Raw genomic sequence first — 18470 nt, forward strand, 5'->3', positions numbered from 1 at the left:
ACCAGTGTCGAACACACAAGAATTCCCACCGCCGGTCAAGTGGGTCGACGATCGCCTCGGCATCGCGAAGATCGGGAAGAAGAACCTGCGCAAGGTCTTCCCGGACCACTGGTCGTTCATGCTGGGCGAGATCGCGCTCTACAGCTTCATCATCCTGATCCTGACCGGCACGTTCCTGACCTTCTGGTTCAAGCCGTCGATGGCCGAGGTCCAGTACAACGGCTCGTACAGCCTGCTCAAGGGTCTGCACATGTCGGAGGCCTACGCCTCCACGCTGGACATCACCTTCGACGTCCGCGGCGGTCTGCTGGTCCGGCAGATCCACCACTGGGCGGCCGTGCTGTTCATCGCCGCGATGATGGTGCACCTGCTCCGGATGTTCTTCACCGGCGCGTTCCGCAAGCCGCGTGAGCTGAACTGGCTGATCGGCTTCGGGATGCTGTTCCTCGGCATCATCGAGGGCTTCATCGGCTACGGCCTGCCCGACGACCTGCTGTCCGGCACCGGTCTGCGGATCACCAACGGCATGATCCAGGCGTCACCGATCGTCGGCACGTACATGAACTTCTTCATCTTCGGCGGTGAGTTCCCGGGCGACGAGTTCGTCTCGAGATTCTTCATCGTCCACGTGCTGCTGATACCGGGCATCATCCTGGGCCTCGTCACGGCCCACCTGTTCCTGGTCGTGTACCACAAGCACACGCAGTACGCCGGACCCGGCCGGACGCAGAAGAACGTGGTCGGCTACCCGCTGTTCCCGGTGTACACGGCCAAGGCCGGCGGCTTCTTCTTCGTGGTCTTCGGCATCACCGCCCTGATGGGTGCGCTGATGCAGATCAACCCGGTCTGGCTGTACGGGCCGTACAACCCGGCCGAGGTGACGGCCGGTTCACAGCCCGACTGGTACATGGGCTGGCTGGAAGGCGCGGTGCGAATATTCCCCGGCTTCGAGTCGCACTTCTGGGGCATCACGCTGGGTTGGAACCTGCTCATCCCGGCGTTGATCATCCCGCCCGCGTTCGTCACGCTGGTCGCGCTGTATCCGTTCATCGAGGGCTGGATCAGCGGTGACAAGCGCGAGCACCACCTGCTGGACCGTCCGCGGGACGTCCCGACCCGCACCGGCGTCGGCGTCGGGTTCATCACCTTCTACGCCCTGCTGTGGATCGGTGGCGGTAACGACCTGATCGCGACCCACTTCGGGGTCTCGCTCAACCACGTGACCTGGTTCCTGCGATTCGCGGTGATCCTGGGGCCGATCCTGGCCTTCTGGGTGGCGCGCCGCTGGGCGATCTCGCTGCAGCGGGCCGACTACGCCCGACTCACCCACGGCCTCGAGACCGGAGTCATCGTGCGCTCGCCCGAGGGCAAGTACACCGAGAAGCACCAGCCGATCTCGACGTACGAGGCGTATTCGCTGACCGCACGGGACCGCGTCGTACCGCACGAGATCGGTCCGGAGACCGACGACAACGGCGTACGGGCGCCGCGCCGGGCCCTCAACAAGGCCCGGGCCGCACTGTCCCGGTTCTACTTCGCCGACGCGGTGCAGAAGCCGACCGCACAGGAGCTCGAAGAGGCGCACGAGCACGCGCACGACGCCGACGAGATCCACGAGCTGACGGAAGACACGGAGACCTACCGCGAGGTCACCAGCGACCGCAGCTGACGAAGTACCGAACGCACAGGGCCCTGGCACTCGCCGGGGCCCTTTGCGTTTATCCCAGGGCGTCGGAGACTGCGGTCAGGTAGCTCTTCACGAGCTTCTGCTGGTCGGGGTCGAGGATCTGGGTGCTGGCGATCATGCGGTCGAGGAGCGGGCCGAAGAACTGCCAGCCGAGGTCGACGGCGCTGTCGGAGACCTGGAGGCGGGCGCTGCGGCCGTCTGTGCGGCTCCTGAGCCGTTCGAGGTGCCCGGCAGCCTCCAGGCGGTGGATGACGGCTGTCGTCGCCTGAGAGGTCATTCCGAGCTGCTGAGCCAGCCAACTGGGCGTGGCCTCCGCCTCGGCCCGTTCGGCGTCCAGGAGGCTCACCAGCGCGCGTACGTCGGTGGTGTGCAACCCCGTCGTCCTGGCGAACTCCCCGATCGCGAGCTCCCACCTGAGCACGATGTCCCGCAGCCGGTGCACCAACTCCAGGGCGGCCGCCCGCTCGGGGTCGGCCGGCGTCACTCCTTCACGCATGCCCGCCAGGTTACCTCACTCAGTGAGCTATTCTCGGCGACATGACCTTCCAGGACGCGTACGACGCTCTCCTCACCCGCTGGGACGTACCGGTCGAGCAAATCGAGCTGACCGACGAGTTCGGTACGACGCACGTCAACGCCTGCGGTCCCGCGGACGGCCCGCCCGTCGTACTGCTTCCCGGACATGGCGCGACCTCATCTGTCTGGTTCACCGTCGCGCCGCAGCTCGCCGAGCAGTACCGGGTGTATGCGATCGACCTGATCGTCGACGCCGGCCGCAGTACCAACACCGGGCGTACACCGAAGACGCCGGACGACCTGCACATCTGGCTGTCGGGCGCCCTCGCTGGCCTCGGCATCGACCGGGCGGCCTTCTGCGGTCACTCGTACGGCGCGTGGATCGCGCTGACCTACGCGATCGCCCACCCTGAGCGCGTGGATCGGCTCGCGCTGCTCGACCCGACGGACTGCTATCTCGGTCTGCGCCTCCCCTACATCCTCCGAGCGCTCCCGGGCCTCCTCCGGCCGTCCCAGGCCCGCAGCATCTCGTTCCTCCGCTGGGAGACCCAAGGCCTACCTGTCGACCCGCAGGTCCTGGAGCTGGCCGGCCTGGCCGCCGAGCAACCCTCAACGCCCTTCGTTCGCACCAAACGCCCCACGGACGACCGACTGCGGGCCATCGCTCCCCTGGTCTTCGTCGCCGGCCGCAGCAAGAGCCAGGACCCGGCCCGGCTGACCCGACGCGTCACCACGCTCAGCCCGGCGGCGGCCGTCGTACAACTCGAGACCGCGACTCACCACTCGCTGCCGTCCCTCCATGCGGAGGAGGTGGTTGCCGGGCTGTTGACTGCGTGGGCCCACGAATTGCCCACAGAATAAGGGGATTCTGGTTCGTAGATCGTCGGCGGAGCCGCCTAGGGTCGAGGTATGGAACTCCTGGGCGAGCGGCCGGTGTGGTCGATGGGCGGCGGCGAACTGCTGTCGACTCTCGACGCGCTGGACGCCGAGATCGCCCGCATGGAGTCCTACCGATTGAGTGTGGTCGCCGGCATCGAGAGCACCGGGTACGCGGCCGAGCTCGGCGCTCGGGACACCGCGGAGCTGCTGCGCTTCCGCTACCGCCTGGACGCGCCGACGGCCCGCCGTACGCTCCGACTCGCACAGGCGCTGTCGAAGTACCCGGCGGTTTCCGCTGCCCTCGACCGGACCGGCGCGTCACCCGCTGCCCTCGACCGGACTGACGAGGAGGCCGACGACCCGGACGATGACGGCGCGAACGCTGACGGCGCGGAGGCTGACGGCGCGGAGGCTGATGCATGGCTGCTGAGGCCCGCGCAGGCAGACGCGATCGTGACCGCGCTGGAGCGTGTTCCGGCTCACGTGCCGATCGACGAGCGCGATGCGGCCGAGCGGCAGCTGGTGAAGCTCGCCGCACACCTGTCACCGGGTGAGCTGCGTCAGGCCGGCAACCGGATGCGGGACATCCTCGACACCGACGGTCCCGAGCCGGAGGAGCTCAAGGCGTACGACCGCGAGTCGCTCACCTTGATGCCCGCGGATCGCGGAGTGAAGTTCCGCGGCTACCTCGCCAACGAGAACGCCGAACTGCTCCGTGCCCTGATCCACGCCGGCGCCCGCCCCCACAAGACCGTCGACGGCGAGCCCGACCTGCGCTCCCGCGACAAGCGCCAGGCCGACGCCCTGACCGCCGCCCTCGGCAACGCCGCCGCAGCGGTCGAGGCCGGGCAGTCGGCGCCCAAGGCGCAGGTGACAGTCACCATCGACTTCGAAGACCTGAAAGCAGCCACTGCCGATGCGAGCGGCCAGCTCGTGTACGGCGACGGGCTGTCGTCCGCGACCGTACGCCGCCTCGCCTGCGACGCGCAGATCATCCCGCTGGTGCTCGGCTCGAACTCGGAGCCGCTGGACGTAGGCCGCTCCGAGCGCCTCGTCACCCGCGCAATGCGCCGCGCCCTCAACGCCCGCGACAACGGCTGCGTGATCTGCGGCGCACCGCCGATCATGTGCGACGCCCACCACATGCTCTCCTGGATCGACGGCGGCGAAACCAAGATCTCAAATCTCGCCCTCCTCTGCCGCCGCCACCACGTCGACCTACACCACGGCACCTGGACCATCTCCATCACCAACGACACCGTCCACGTAACCCGCCCCACCTGGGCCGATCCCCCACCCGCTGGAGCACACCGATCCCGGTGGAAAGCTGACGCGGCGGCCCTCCGCGACGCGTCGGCGTTCGCGTCGGCCGGTCCGTAGGCACGCTGAGAACGCAACAGCCTCCTCCCACAGGCATCTGGGAGGAGGCTGTTGGTGCGCTTCTACGGAGCGTCAGGAGAGGGCGGAGCCCTTCTTGTAGGCGGCCCAGGTGGTGTTCCAGTCGGTCCAGCCGTTGCCGGGCTCCATGTGGCGGGAGGTGCCGGTGACGGTGACGGGGTCGCCGCGGAGGGTCTGGTTGAAGAACCACTGGGCGTCCGCGAGGCTCATGCCGACGCAGCCGTGGCTGACGTTGGCGCTGCCCTGGCTGCCGGCCGACCACGGGGCGCCGTGGATGAACTCGCCGGAGCTGGTGACGCGCTGGGCCCACTTCACGTCGCTGATGTTGTAGTAGTTCGGGTCGCCCGGCTTGATGCCGATCGTCGCCGCGTCCATCCGCTTGGTGGTGAACTTCTCCATGATCACCTTCACGCCGCTGCGGGTGGTGAACCCGTCCTTGCCGGCGGTGATCGGGATGGTGCGGGCCAGCTTGCCGTTGATCGTCACGGTCATCGAGTGCTTCTTGACGTTGACATTGCTGACGACCGACTTGCCGATGCTGAAGGCGATCTTGCGGCTGGAGGTGCCCCAGGTGTTGTTGCCGGCGTTGACGCCCTGGGTGTCGATGTTCACCGACACCTTGGTGCCGGCCGGCCAGTAGTTCATCGGCCGGTAGTTCACCTGCTTGCTGTTCACCCAGTGCCAGGTACCGGTGACCGGGACCGAGGTGGTGACCTTGAGCCGCTTCTCGACCGCGGCGCGGTCCTTGACCGGGTTGTTCCAGTAGATCTGGATCGGCAGCGCCACGCCGACGGTCTCGCCGTTCAGCGGGACCACCGAGGCCTTCAGGCTCTTGGTCGCCTTCAGCGTCTTGAACGTCGAGCTGATCGGCACGGTGCCGCCGTCGCTGCCCTCCGCAGAGCCGCTCACGGTGTACGACGCGCCCGGCTTGAGGTGGTCCGTCGAGGTCCACTGGGTCTTGTCCGTGTTGAAGCTGCCGGCGACCTTGTCACCGTCGTCGTCCTTCAGCGTGACCTCGGCCAACTTGCCGGCCGTCGTGGTCACGGTCACCGGCTTGTCCGGCTGCACCGAGGAGGCGCCCGTGGCGGGCACGACGGCGATGCTGGCCGCGGCCGTCTCCGACGGACTGGTCGAGGCACCCGGGCTGGTCGATGCACCGGGCGAGTTGCTCTGCGACGTGGAGGGCGTCGACTGACCGCCGCTGCCGTTACCTCCGTCGGCCTTCGTGTCACTGCAGGCCGTGCCGGCCAGCAGCAGCACGCAGATCCCCGCCACGGCAAGCCCGTGCTTCCTCACCGAACCGCTCACCATTCCCCAGCTCTCCCCTGTTTAGTCAAACCGCGGTAAGGGTAACCTGCCGCAGCGACATTTCTTCGCACCGCACCGCCACCGAACTGGTACGGACCACAACGGTCCGTACCGGTGGCATTCCTAAAGACGCACGAAGACGCCGCCCGGTTCGTTCCCGGACGGCGTTTTTCGTACGAAGCTCAACTAGTGAGCAGCGTCAGCACACTCAGTGAGCGTGGTCGCCGCGGTAGTACTCGAAGATGAACCCGCTCAGCGTCACGATGCCGATCCCGACGCCGGCGATGAACAGCCACCAGCCGAAGACGATGCCGAGCACAACGACCGCCAGCGTCAGCGCGCACCACAGCGGCCACCAGGAGTACGGCGGGAAGAAGCCGAGCTCACCGGCTCCTTCCGCGATCTCCGCTTCCTTGCGGTCCTCCGGCCGGGCGTCCATCCGGCGCGCGGTGACGCTCAGGTAGAACGCCACCAGCAGCGACAGGAAGAACGTCATCACCAGCGCGGTGGTGCCGGTGGGGTCGTTGGACATCAGCCAGTAGATCGGCGTGACGACCACGACGAAAACGCTCAGGATCCCGAAGACCCAGGCTTCGACCTTCACGCCTTGTCCTTCCCCTCGGTCTCGCTATCGGCGATCTCCTCGAGATGCTCCACGCGCCCCTGATCCTCACCCGCGTCGAGCAGGTTGTCGGCTCCGGCCCGGTTGTCCGGGTACTCCGCCAGAGCCAGCTCCGCGTGGTGCAGGTCGAACGCCGGGGACTCCGAACGGATCCGGGGCAGCTTCTCGAAGTTGTGCCGCGGCGGGGGCGAACTGGTCGCCCACTCCAGCGAACGGCCCCAGCCCCACGGGTCGTCGACGCCGACCTTCGGCGACTTCCGCGACTTGTACACGTTGTAGAAGAACGGAAGCATCGACATGCCCAGGATGAAGGCGCCGACGCTGGAGACCTCGTTCAGCGTGGTGAAGCCCTCGGAGGCCTTGTAGTCCGCGTACCGACGCGGCATGCCCTCGACGCCCAGCCAGTGCTGCACCAGGAACGTCGTGTGGAAGCCGATGAACAGCAGCCAGAAGTGCAACTTGCCGAGACGCTCGTTCAGCATCCGGCCGGTGAACTTCGGCCACCAGAAATAGAACCCGGCGAACATCGCGAACACCACGGTGCCGAAGACGACGTAGTGGAAGTGCGCGACCACGAAGTACGAGTCGGACAGCTGGTAGTCCAGGGCCGGCGAGGCCAGGATGATGCCGGTCAGGCCGCCGAAGAGGAAGGTCGTCAGGAAGCCGACCGCCCAGAGCATCGGGGTGTCGAACGACACCGACCCGCCCCAGATCGTGCCGATCCAGTTGAAGAACTTCACTCCGGTGGGCACCGCGATCAGGAACGTCATGAACGAGAAGAACGGCAGGTTCACCGCGCCGGTCACGAACATGTGGTGCGCCCAGACCGCCACCGAGAGGACCGCGATACCCAGGGTCGCGCTGACCAGGCCGATGTAGCCGAAGACCGGCTTGCGGCTGAAGACCGGGAGGATCTCGGTGATGATGCCGAAGAATGGCAAAGCAATGATGTAGACCTCTGGATGTCCGAAGAACCAGAACAGGTGTTGCCACAGCAGTGGCCCCCCGTTCGCGGCGTCGAACACATGGGCACCCAAGGATCTGTCCGCCTCGAGCACGAGCAGCGCGCCGGCCAGGATCGGGAACGCGATCAGGACGAGGATCGAGGTGACCAGGATGTTCCAGGTGAAGATCGGCATCCGGAACATCGTCATACCCGGTGCGCGCATCGTGATGATCGTCGTCACGAAGTTGACCGCACCGAGGATCGTGCCCAGACCGGCCATCCACAGACCCATGATCCACAGGTCGCCGCCGACACCGGGCGAGCGGACCGCGTTGGACAGCGGGGCGTAGGCGAACCAGCCGAAGTCGGCCGCGCCGCCCGGGGTGAAGAAGCCGCTGACCGTGATCAGACCGCCGAACAGGAACAGCCAGTAGCTGAACATGTTCAACCGTGGGAACGCGACGTCAGGTGCGCCGATCTGGATCGGCATGATCTCGTTCGCGAAGCCGACGAACAGCGGGGTCGCGAACAGCAGCAGCATGATCGTGCCGTGCATCGTGAAGAGCTGGTTGTAGACCTCTTCGTTGACGATCTGCAGGCCCGGCTTGGCCAGCTCGGCGCGGATGATCAGCGCCATCACGCCGCCGATCAGGAAGAACGCGAACGAGGTGATCAGGTACATGTGCCCGATCAGCTTGTGGTCGGTCGTGGTGATCCACTTGACCAGGATCTGACCCTTGGTGCGTCGCAGCGGGTAGGTGGTGCTGGTACCGATGGCGCCGGTGCGCTCGGCGAAGTCGGTCACTTCTCGCCCTCTCCTGTGCCGGGAATGGTGGTGGCGTCGGAGCCTCCGGTGGCAGCGCCGGTCTGGCCCTTGGCGGCCAACTCACGGAGGTGCGTGTCGTAGTCGTCGCGACTGACGATCTTGACGCTGAAGACCATCCGGCTGTGGTAGAGCCCGCAGAGCTCCGCGCACTTGCCCTCGAAGGTGCCGATCTTGGTCGGGGTCAGCTCGAACTTGTTCGTCCGGCCCGGGATCACGTCGAGCTTGAAGTAGAACGACGGCACCCAGAACGAGTGGATCACGTCCGGCGAGGTCAGGTCGAAGTGGACCGACTCGTTCACCGGCAGCCACAGGGTGGCCGGCTTGTCCATCGTGCCGGTCTCCCAGACACCCTGCTGCCCGTCGACAGTGTCCTTGTAGTTGAAGGTCCACTGCCACTGCTGGCCCACCACGTTCACGGTGTGCTGCGGGCTGTTCGACATCGCGGTGATCTTGTTGCCGTGCTCCACCGTGTAGAAGAAGAGCACGCCGATGATCGCGAACGGCGCCAACGTGTAGAGCACCTCTAGCGGCAGGTTGTACCGCACCTGCCGGGGTGCCTCGTCGTTGCGCTTGCGGTACCGGACCGAGACCCAGAGGATCAGGCCCCAGACCATCACGCCGACGATCAGCGCGGCGATCCACGCGCCGATCCAGAGGCTTCGGACCGCTTCGGTCCGGTCGGATGCGCCCTCGGGGAGACCGAGTCGTTTCCACTGCTCAGTGGTCGCCGTCGAGCAACCGGTCAGCATGAGGGTGCCTAGCACCACTGCACTGCCGACCAGCAGGCGACGCTTCGCCGGTCGTGTGGCGCCGGCAGAACCTGCCGGTCGCTCCTCCACTCCGGGCGTGCCGTTCGAACCCACGGGGCGCCTTTCCCTTCCCAAGTGAGACTGACGACCAAACACTACTGGACACCTTTCGCGTCCTTGCGCATAGGTAGGGCTTAGCGTTTCCCGTGTGAGCGAGCGTGGGTATCTGGACGCGGCATCGGCGGAGCCGATGCACCCGGCAGCACGGGAAATGTTGCTGTCGGCAGTGGATTCCGGATGGGCCGATCCGGTGCGTCTGCACCACGAAGGACGGACCGCCCGGCTGCTGCTGGACAACGCCCGCGCGGTGCTCGCGGATGCGATCGGAGTACGCCCGGACGAGCTCTACCTGACGACTTCCGGTACGACGGCCATCCAGGCCGGCCTGTCCGCGATCCGCGCTGCCCGGCGGCGCATCGGACCCGCGGTCGTCCACACGGCCGTCGAGCACTCGGCCGTTCTCCACAGTGCCGGCGACGAGGGTGTTGAAGTCGGGGTGGACATTCGGGGCCGGGTAGATCAGGAAGCCTTCGCGCGCGCCGTACAGCAGCCGGGTGTCGCTGTAGCTGCGGTTCAGTCGGCGAATCACGAAGTGGGCACCAGGCAACCGATCACTGCGATCGCCGAGGAGTGTGGCGACGTACCGCTGTTTGTTGATGCGTCGGCGTCCGTGGGGCATGACGCTGTGCCGGAGGGGTGGTCGGTGCTGGCGGCCAGTGCGCACAAGTGGGGCGGACCGGCCGGTGTCGGATTGCTGGCAGTGCGGAAGGGGACGCGGATCGCTCCGGCCTGGCCGATGGACGAGCGCGAGGACGGGCTCTCCCCCGGGTTCCCCGACGTACCTCATGCGTTAGCTGCGGCGGCAGCGCTGCAGGCCCGGCTGAGTGAGGCCGAGGAACTCAACAAGCAGCACCGGGCCTGGATCGACGAGGTACGGCGACGCGTGCAGGCCGACGTACCGGATGTGGAAGTGGTGGGCGACCCGGACGACCGGCTGCCCCACATCCTCACGTTCTCCTGCCTGTACGTCGACGGCGAGGCACTGGTGACCGCACTGGACGCGGAAGGCTTCGCGGTCTCCAGTGGATCCGCCTGTACGTCGAGCACCCTCAAGCCGTCACATGTCCTCGCCGCGATGGGCGTGCTGACCCATGGGAACGTGCGGGTGTCCTTGAGCCGTGAGACCAGGTACGAGGATGTCGACAGGTTCTGCCAGGTGCTGCCGGGCATCGTCCAGCGGATCCGGGCGGAGGTGGGGATGTGAGCGTCGAGCTGGATTGCCGCGGCCTGCTCTGCCCACTCCCGGTGATCAAACTGGCCAAGGCGCTACCGAGTGTTGCCGTCGGCGAAACAGTCACTGTTCTGGCCGATGACCCGGCCGCGGCCGTCGACATCCCGGCCTGGTGCAGGATGCGATCCCAGGAGCTCGTGGAATCAGCCGAAAAACGCTACGTCGTACGGCGCGTCAGCTGACAGACTCGGAGGGGTGACCGACTTCGCGCACAAACCGACGCTGACCGGCGATCTCGTCGTACTGAGACCGCTGGACGAGGGTGACTACGAAGCGCTCGCTGCCGCGATGGACGACCCGGACGTGGCCCGGCTGACCGGGAGCCATGAGGAGATCAGCGAGGAGCGCGCCCGGGAGTGGATGCGCACCCGGAAGGACCAGACCGACCGGCTCGACCTGGCGATCGTCGACCGCGCTTCCGGACAGGTCGTCGGCGAGGCCGTGCTGAACGACTGGGACCCGGACAACAAGTGCTGCAACTTCCGGATCCTGATCGGCCCGGCCGGCCAGGGCCGCGGCCTCGGCACCGAGGCGACCCGGCTGATCGTCGGGTACGGCATCGGCCAGATCGGCCTGCACCGGATCAGCCTCGGCGTCTACGCATTCAACCCACGGGCCCAGCGCGCCTACGAGAAGGCCGGCTTCAAGGTCGAGGGCCTACTGCGGGATGCGCTTCTCTGGGAGGGCGAATGGATCGACGAGATCGTCATGTCGATCCTCGCCTCCGAATGGATCCCCCCTCACAGCCCTCGCGCCACATAGGTTCGAGAGCGTGATCGACGCCGAACGCATTGCCGTGCTGACCGGGGCCGGGATCTCGACCGCTTCCGGGATCCCCGACTTCCGGGGGCCGCAGGGTGTGTGGACGAAGGACCCGGCTGCGGAGGCGATGTTCGACATCGACGAGTACGTCGGCAGCCGCGACGTCCGCGTGGCCACCTGGAAGCACCGTCTCGCTGTGCCGGCGTGGACAGCCGAGCCGAACCCCGGGCATCTCGCACTGGTCGAGCTCGAGCGGCAGGGTCGTCTGACCGGCCTGGTCACGCAGAACGTCGACGGGCTGCACCAGAAGGCCGGATCGTCGCCGTCACTCGTCCACGAGCTGCACGGGACGGTCTGGTACGTCGACTGCCTGCAGTGCCGCCGGCGTATCCCCATGGCCGACGTACTCCCCCGGCTCCAGTCCGGAGACGAGGACCCGGCCTGTGAGGTCTGCGGCGGCATCCTCAAGTCGGCAACGGTTTCGTTCGGCCAGTCGCTCGACCGTGACGTACTCGATCGGGCCGTCGCCGCCACCGAGGCCGCCGACCTGTTCCTGGCCGTCGGCACCTCACTGCAGGTCTACCCGGCCGCAGGTCTCTGCGACCTCGCCCTGAACGCCGGCAAGCCGCTCATCATCGTGAACGCCCAGCAAACGCCGTACGACGAACAGGCCGCGACTGTGCTGCGGACCCCGATCGAGACCACCCTGCCGGAGCTCGTGACCTTACCGTGACATTCGAGCTCTCCTCACGGTAAAAACCGACGGCTAGCGTCCCCGGCAGGTGAATCGGCGGGAGGGGACCGTGATGCGCGGGTTCAGGCGTTGGACGGCAGGTTTCACCGCGGCCGCTGTGGTCGTGCTCGGGCTGGGTACGGCGTCTCCGGCGCCCGCTCAAGTCGCAGTGGATCGGGTCGTCACATTGGCGGGATCACTGCAGAGTGAGCTGGGGTGTGCGACCGACTGGGACCCGGGCTGTGACGCAACCAGTCTCGGGGCGGGTGCGCCGTACACGAAGGTGTTCGACGTACCGGCGGGGACCTATGAGTACAAGGTCACGATCAACAAGGGCTGGGACGAGAACTACGGCGCGGGCGGCGTGCTGAACGGGCCGAACATCCCGCTGAGCATCGCGGGACCGGCCAAGCTGCAGTTTAGTTACGACGACACTAGTCACGTTGTGATGGTCAAGCCGGTCGACCTCGCGGGGTCGACGGTCACCGCCGCGGACAAGACGCTGGCATCGCCGAGTCTGCGACCGGACCTGACCAAGGAACGGTTCTACTTCCTGATGGCCGACCGGTTCGCCAACGGTGACACGTCGAACGACGCCGGCGGACTCACGGGCGATCGTCTGCAGACCGGGCTCGATCCGACCGACAAGGGCTTCTACCACGGCGGCGACCTGGCCGGTGTGGTGCAGAAACTCGACTACATCAAGTCGCTGGGTACGACGTCCATCTGGCTGACCCCGTCGTTCAAGAACCGTCCGGTGCAGGGGGCCGGGGCGAACGTGAGCGCCGGGTACCACGGGTACTGGATCACCGACTTCACCCAGATCGACCCGCACCTCGGAACCAACGCGGACATGAAGCGCTTGATCGATCTTGCGCACCGCAAGGGGATGAAGGTCTTCTTCGACATCATCACCAACCACACCGCGGACGTGATCGACTACCAGTCCCACAACTACGGCTACATCCCGAAGTCGACGTCGCCGTACAAGGATGCTCAGGGCAACGTTTTCGACGACAAGCAGTACGCCGGCGGCGACACGTTCCCGCAGCTCGACGCGCAGACCTCGTTCCCGAACGTCCCGTACTTCCGGACCCCGGCCGACGCGACCGTGAAGGTGCCGGCCTGGTTGAACGACCCGACGCTGTACCACAACCGCGGCGATTCGACGTTCGCCGGCGAGAGCGCGGAGTACGGCGACTTCGTCGGGCTGGACGACCTGTTCACCGAGCAGCCGAAGGTCCGCGACGGGATGATCGACGTCTACAAGACCTGGGCCGAGTTCGGGATCGACGGGTTCCGGATCGACACCGTCAAGCACGTCAACATCGAGTTCTGGCAGAAGTTCTCGCCGCAGATCCTGGCCGCGGCTCGCGGTGCGGGCTCGAAGAACTTCTTCATGTTCGGCGAGGTCTTCGACGCGAACCCGCAGTTCATGTCGACGTACACCACCAAGGGCGACCTGCAGGCGACGCTCGACTTCGGGTTCCAGCAGAACGCGGTCGCCTACGCGAAGGGCGATCCGAGTACCAAGCTGCAGGACTTCTATGCCGACGACGACTACTACACCGACACGAACTCGAACGCGTACGAGCTGCCGACGTTCCTCGGCAACCACGACATGGGCCGCGTCGGCATGTTCCTCAAGCAAGGTGGCGCCTCCGGTCAGGATCTGCTCGCGCGGGACGAGCTGGCGCACTCGCTGATGTACCTGACGCGTGGCCAGCCGGTCATCTACTACGGCGACGAGCAGGGCTTCACCGGTCCGGGCGGTGACAAGGACGCGCGGCAGGACATGTTCGCGACCAAGACCGCCGACTACGCGGACGACGAGGTCGTCGACGGCACCGGTACGACGACGATCGGCAGCAAGGACCGGTACGACGTCAACTCGCCGATGTACAAGCACATCGCGGCGCTGGCGAAGCTGCGCGCGAAGTACCCGGCACTGTCGGACGGACGGCAGGTGCACCGGTACTCCTCGAACACCAACGGGCTCTATGCGTTCAGCCGGCTGGGTAGCGACAACGTCGAGTACCTGGTGGTCGCCAACAACTCGAAGACTGCGGCGTCGGCGACAGTGCCGACGTACGGGCCGAACACGTGGCTCAAGCCTGTCTACGGCGGCTCCAAGGCTGTGAAGACAGACCGTGAAGGACGTGTGGTCCTCAGTCAGGCTCCGCTGTCCGTCACGGTTTACCAGGCTCAGACGAAGGTCCCGAAGCCGGCTAAAGCACCTGCTGTGTACATGAGCTCGCCGGAGCTCGGTGCGACGGTCGGTGGGCGCGCTGAGATCGCCGCTGCTGTTCCTGCGAACACTCCGGTCACTGTGACCTTCGGCTACCGGCCTGTGGGTACGACGGCGTGGACGCGGCTCGGTGCGGACGACAACGCGCCGTACCGGGTCTTCCAGGACGTGTCCGGTCTGGCGAAGGGCACTCTCCTCGAGTACCGCGCCGTACTGCGGGATGCTGCGGGCAACTACTCGGTGTCCGGGTCGTACGGCGTTGTGGGCGACGCACCTGCGGCCGGCGGGGGCGGTGGCGGGACCGGTCCGGTCGTCCAGCCTGCCAACGTGTCGGTGCCGGGTGACCACAACAGCGAGATGGGCTGTACGGCGGACTGGGCGCCGGACTGCGACCAGGCCCAGCTGACGCTCGACCCGAAGGACAAGGTGTGGAAGGGCACGTACACGATCCCGGCCGGTGAGCACGCGTACAAGGCGGCGATCAACAAGACCTGGGACGAGAACTACGGCGCCGGCGGCGTGCTGAACGGCGCGAACATCTCCTACACAGCGCCTGCCGGACCGGTCAGCTTCTACTACGAACACGGGCGGCACTACGTCACGTCCAGTGCGCAGGGGCCGATCATCACGGTGCCGGGCTCGTTCCAGTCCGAGCTGGGCTGTCCGGCCGACTGGGACCCGTCCTGCATGCGACCCTGGTTGACCGACGAGGACGGGGACGGGACGTACACCTGGTCCACCAGCGAGTTGGGAGCGGGCAACTATGAGGCGAAGGTCGCGCACAACCTGTCCTGGGACGAGAGCTATCCGGCTCAGAACGTCCCGGTCACAGTGCCGAGTGACGGTTTGGTCGTCACGTTCTCGTACGTGCTCGCGACGCACCAGTTCACGGTGACGACGTCCAAGCCCGGTGCGACGCCGGACCTGAGCCAGACGAAGGCGTACTGGCTGGACCGCAACACGCTCGCCGTACCGGCTGTCGCCCACCCGGAGAGGTACCGGTGGCGGCTGCACTGGTCCGACACGGGCTCGTTGAAGGTCGACGCTGACGACATTGGTGGATTGTCGACATCCCTACGATACGACTCGCGGATTGTGAAACCGGGGTACACGACGCTCCGCCTGGACAACGCCGACGCCCGCAAGATCCTCACCGGGCAACTCGGTCTGGCGCAGTACGACGACGCCGGCCGACTGCTCGATGCGACGGGGGTGCAGATACCGGGCGTCCTCGACGATCTCTACAAGAGCGCGGCCGGCCGCGCGTACGGCGTGACGTGGCACGGCGGCGCACCCACCTTCACGTTGTGGGCGCCCACCGCGCAGAACGTGCGATTGATGGTGGGCTCGGCGGTTGTACCGATGAAGCGCAACGATGACGGCTCGTGGGCCGTCAGCGGATCACGCTCGTGGAAGAACGCGTCGTACCGCTTCGAGGTAACGGTCTTCGCGCCGAGTACCGGGAAGGTGGAGACGAATGTCGTCACGGATCCCTACTCGGTCGCGTTGACGACGGACTCGACGTACTCCGTCGCCGCCGACCTGAATGATCCGGCGGGTCAGCCCGCGTTGTGGTCGAAGACGCCGGCGCCGAAGCTCGCGCGGGGTGTCGACTCGACGATCTACGAGTTGCATGTCCGCGACTTCTCGATCAACGACAACACGGTTCCCGCCGCGCACCGCGGTACGTATCTCGCCTTCGCCGACGACGGCGACGGAACCAAACACCTCAAGGCGCTGGCTGCGGCCGGGCTCAACACGGTGCACCTATTGCCGACATTCGACATTGCATCAATCCCCGAGACCGGTCAGCAGACCCCGGCCTGTGACCTGAAGGCGCTGCCGCCGGACTCGGACCAGCAGCAGGCGTGCGTGACAGCCGTCGCCGCGAAGGACGGGTTCAACTGGGGTTACGACCCGTACCACTGGCTCGCGCCGGAGGGTTCGTACGCGACGCAGAAGGACGGGCCGGCTCGGGTCTCGGAGTTCCGCACGATGGTCGGCGGGCTGCACAAGTCCGGGCTCCGCGTCGTACTCGATCAGGTCTTCAACCACACGCCGGCCGCCGGTGAGGCGCCGACGTCGGTGCTCGACCAGATCGTGCCCGGGTACTACCAGCGGCTCAATGCGACCGGGAAGGTCGAGAACTCGACCTGCTGCAGCAACATCGCCACCGAACACGCGATGGCCGAGAAGATCATGGTCGACGGCACCGTGAGCTGGGCAAAGAACTACCACGTCGACGGCTTCCGCTACGACCTGATGGGCCACCACACCAAAGCGAACATGCTGAAGATCCGCGCCGCGCTCGACAAGCTGACGCTCGCCAAGGACGGCGTCGACGGTAAGTCGATCTACCTGTACGGCGAGGGCTGGAACTTCGGCGAGGTCGCCAACGACGCCCTGTTCGTCCAGGCCCGCCAGGGCAATCTCGGCGGCACCGGGATCGGCACGTTCTCCGACCGTATGCGGGACGCAGTGCGCGGCGGTGGACCATTTGACGACAATCCGCGGATCCAGGGCTTCGGCTCCGGCGAGGCGAGCGACCCGAACGGCGATCCGGTCAACGGTACGCCGGACGAGCGCGCCAAGCGGCTCGCGCACGACACCGACCTGGTCCAACTCGGCCTGGCCGGCAACCTGCGCTCGTTCACCTTCCGCTCCGTCGAATCGGGTACGACGGTGCGCGGCGACGGGGTCGACTACACCGGCTGGGTACGCCGACCAGCCGGACGAGGTGATCAGCTATGTCGATGCCCATGACAACGAAACGTTGTGGGACACGCTGACGTACAAGCTGCCGACAGACCTGCCGATGCCGGACCGGATCCGGATGAACACGTTGTCCCTGGCAACGACCGCGCTGGCCCAAACACCGTCGTTCTGGCACGCGGGAGCGGACCTGCTGCGAAGCAAGTCGCTGGACCGCAACTCCTACGACTCCGGCGACTGGTTCAACACCCTCGACTGGACCGGCGCCGACAACGGCTTCGGCCACGGTCTCCCACCGAAGGCCGACAACGAAGCGAATTGGCCGTACATGCAGCCGCTCCTGGCCAACCCGGCCCTCAAGCCGTCGTCCACCGATGTGGCCACGGCATCCGCAGCAGCCGCCGACCTACTCAAGCTCCGCTTCTCGACCCCGCTGTTCCGCCTAGGCACCGCCGACCTCATCAACCAGAAACTCAGCTTCCCCCTCAGCGGCACCACCCCAGGCGTCATCACCATGCGAATCGACGACACGGTAGGCCCAAACGTGGATCCAGCCCTGAAGGGGGCCCTGGTCGTCTTCAACTCGACAGGATCCTCTGTAACTCAACAGATCCCGGCGCTGACCGGCGCCAACCTGTCCCTGTCTCCCGTCCAAGCCACAGGTTCAGATCCAGTCGTAAAACAGACCACCTGGACCGCCACCACCGGCACAGCCACAGTCCCTGCGCGCACGGTCGCCGTACTCCTCCAGCGGTAGTCAGCTCAGGAGACCGGCCAGCACCTGGCCGGTCTCCGGGACCACCAGGGTGGTGCCGGTGTAGGACAACGTCAGCTGCCGGGACAGATCAGCCGCGTGATAGCTGATCGTCTGGTAGCCGAAGATCCCACCGGTGTGCCCCCAGACGACCTGACCGTCCGGCAGACGCCTGCGCTCGATTCCCAGTGCGTAGCCGAAGGAGTCGTCCACCGGCACCACGGTCAGCATCGCTTCCTGCTCGGGCTCTCCGAGTAGCTTCCCACCGAGCACCGCGGCGTAGAAGCGGTTGAGGTCGGCGGCCGTCGAGACGATCTCGCCCGCCGCCCACGCCTGCGACGCGTTGAACCTGGCCAGATCGACCCACTCGCCGGCGATCTGCAGATACCCACGCGCGTGCGGCTCGGGCAGATCCACGTCATCGCCAGGCAAGAGCGTCCGCTCGAGTCCGAGCCGCTCCAGGACGCGCGTCCGTACCTCATCGGCATACGCCTTGCCGGTCACCGCTTCGACCAGCAGGCCGAGCACGATGTAGTTCGTGTTCGAGTACGACCACGAACCACCCGGCTCGAACAACCTCGCCTTCGCCAGCCCGGTCCGCAACGCCTCCGCTGGGTCGCGGTGCAAATACCGGTCACGAAGATGCCGATCGGCGGGCAGATCGTCGGTGTAGTTGTAGAGGCCGCTCGTGTGGTTGAGCAGCTGCCGCAAGCTGATCGAATCCGGTACGCCGGGCACCCACTCGCCGACCGGATCGTCCAGTCGCAGCTTGCCTTCGGCCACCAACTGCAGGACTAGGACGGCTGTGAACGTCTTCGTGACGCTGCCGACCCGGAACCATCCGTCCGGATCCACCGGGCGGTCCGGATCGAGCTGGGAGCGGCCGCTGGAGCCGACCCAGGTCTGGTCGCCGGAGCGGTAGTGCAGCAGCACGCCGGCCGCGCCGTCATCCACCAACGAGTCGAGGTATGCCTGCATG

At 66.5% G+C, this 18470-nt stretch carries 15 protein-coding genes; 9 read left to right on the forward strand and 6 right to left on the reverse strand.

Going from position 1 to position 18470, the window contains the following annotated elements:
• Nucleotides 1-4 precede the first annotated feature (4 nt).
• Nucleotides 5-1669 carry a cytochrome bc1 complex cytochrome b subunit gene (qcrB, locus tag EV645_RS26715; RefSeq protein ID WP_422386643.1) on the forward strand — a complete coding sequence of 555 codons (1665 nt, stop codon included), beginning with the start codon at nt 5-7 and terminating at the stop codon, nt 1667-1669.
• Between the two features lie 49 nt (nt 1670-1718).
• On the opposite strand, the gene EV645_RS26720 is transcribed toward qcrB, so the two are convergent.
• Nucleotides 1719-2183: a MarR family winged helix-turn-helix transcriptional regulator gene (locus EV645_RS26720; RefSeq protein WP_130446770.1), complete on the reverse strand. Its 465-nt coding sequence runs from the start codon at nt 2181-2183 to the stop codon at nt 1719-1721.
• Between the two features lie 41 nt (nt 2184-2224).
• Here EV645_RS26720 and EV645_RS26725 point away from each other — a divergent pair, with 41 nt between their 5' ends.
• Together EV645_RS26725 and EV645_RS26730 are read left to right on the forward strand one after the other, a co-directional pair.
• Nucleotides 2225-3064: an alpha/beta fold hydrolase gene (locus tag EV645_RS26725; RefSeq protein ID WP_130446771.1), complete on the forward strand. Its 840-nt coding sequence runs from the start codon at nt 2225-2227 to the stop codon at nt 3062-3064.
• A 48-nt stretch (nt 3065-3112) separates the two neighbouring features.
• The gene (locus EV645_RS26730) at nt 3113-4462 is read left to right on the forward strand and encodes an HNH endonuclease (protein WP_130446772.1); all 1350 of its coding nucleotides are present in this window, start codon (nt 3113-3115) and stop codon (nt 4460-4462) included.
• A gap of 72 nt (nt 4463-4534) precedes the next feature.
• On the opposite strand, the gene EV645_RS26735 is transcribed toward EV645_RS26730, so the two are convergent.
• The 4 genes from EV645_RS26735 to ctaC all read right to left on the reverse strand — a co-directional run bounded on the left by EV645_RS26735 (nt 4535) and on the right by ctaC (nt 9045).
• Complete coding sequence (locus EV645_RS26735) at nt 4535-5572, reverse strand: L,D-transpeptidase (RefSeq protein ID WP_242000676.1); 1038 nt, start codon at nt 5570-5572, stop codon at nt 4535-4537.
• A gap of 424 nt (nt 5573-5996) precedes the next feature.
• Complete coding sequence (locus EV645_RS26740) at nt 5997-6392, reverse strand: cytochrome c oxidase subunit 4 (RefSeq protein ID WP_130446774.1); 396 nt, start codon at nt 6390-6392, stop codon at nt 5997-5999.
• Nucleotides 6389-8131, reverse strand: a complete 1743-nt coding sequence (gene ctaD, locus EV645_RS26745; protein WP_479684499.1) for an aa3-type cytochrome oxidase subunit I — start codon at nt 8129-8131, stop codon at nt 6389-6391. Before ctaD ends, EV645_RS26740 begins: the two co-directional genes overlap by 4 nt.
• Nucleotides 8132-8157: 26 nt before the next feature.
• Nucleotides 8158-9045, reverse strand: a complete 888-nt coding sequence (ctaC, locus tag EV645_RS26750) for an aa3-type cytochrome oxidase subunit II (RefSeq protein WP_130446776.1) — start codon at nt 9043-9045, stop codon at nt 8158-8160.
• Between the two features lie 94 nt (nt 9046-9139).
• Between ctaC and EV645_RS26755 the strand changes: the two genes are divergently transcribed.
• The 6 genes from EV645_RS26755 to EV645_RS42860 all read left to right on the forward strand — a co-directional run bounded on the left by EV645_RS26755 (nt 9140) and on the right by EV645_RS42860 (nt 17494).
• Nucleotides 9140-10255 (forward strand): cysteine desulfurase family protein, encoded by a 1116-nt coding sequence (locus EV645_RS26755; RefSeq protein ID WP_198681873.1) that lies wholly within the window; start codon nt 9140-9142, stop codon nt 10253-10255.
• Complete coding sequence (locus EV645_RS42350; protein WP_198681874.1) at nt 10252-10464, forward strand: sulfurtransferase TusA family protein; 213 nt, start codon at nt 10252-10254, stop codon at nt 10462-10464. The genes EV645_RS26755 and EV645_RS42350 overlap by 4 nt, the downstream gene beginning before the upstream one ends.
• Nucleotides 10465-10477: 13 nt before the next feature.
• On the forward strand, nt 10478-11044 hold the full coding sequence (locus tag EV645_RS26760) for a GNAT family N-acetyltransferase (RefSeq protein WP_130446777.1): 567 nt from the start codon (nt 10478-10480) through the stop codon (nt 11042-11044).
• A gap of 10 nt (nt 11045-11054) precedes the next feature.
• Entirely contained in the window at nt 11055-11777 is a 723-nt protein-coding gene (locus tag EV645_RS26765; RefSeq protein WP_242000677.1) for an SIR2 family NAD-dependent protein deacylase, read from the forward strand.
• A gap of 73 nt (nt 11778-11850) precedes the next feature.
• On the forward strand, nt 11851-16788 hold the full coding sequence (locus tag EV645_RS26770) for a pullulanase X25 domain-containing protein (protein ID WP_242000678.1): 4938 nt from the start codon (nt 11851-11853) through the stop codon (nt 16786-16788).
• Nucleotides 16763-17494: an alpha-1,6-glucosidase domain-containing protein gene (locus tag EV645_RS42860; RefSeq protein ID WP_242000679.1), complete on the forward strand. Its 732-nt coding sequence runs from the start codon at nt 16763-16765 to the stop codon at nt 17492-17494. Before EV645_RS26770 ends, EV645_RS42860 begins: the two co-directional genes overlap by 26 nt.
• On the opposite strand, the gene EV645_RS26775 is transcribed toward EV645_RS42860, so the two are convergent.
• Nucleotides 17495-18469 (reverse strand): serine hydrolase domain-containing protein, encoded by a 975-nt coding sequence (locus tag EV645_RS26775; RefSeq protein WP_130446779.1) that lies wholly within the window; start codon nt 18467-18469, stop codon nt 17495-17497. It abuts the gene before it with no gap.
• Between the last annotated feature and the right edge of the window lies 1 nt (nt 18470).

Origin of the sequence: Kribbella rubisoli (genome assembly GCF_004217145.1) — a bacterium.
Classification (GTDB): Bacteria; Actinomycetota; Actinomycetes; order Propionibacteriales; family Kribbellaceae; genus Kribbella; species Kribbella rubisoli.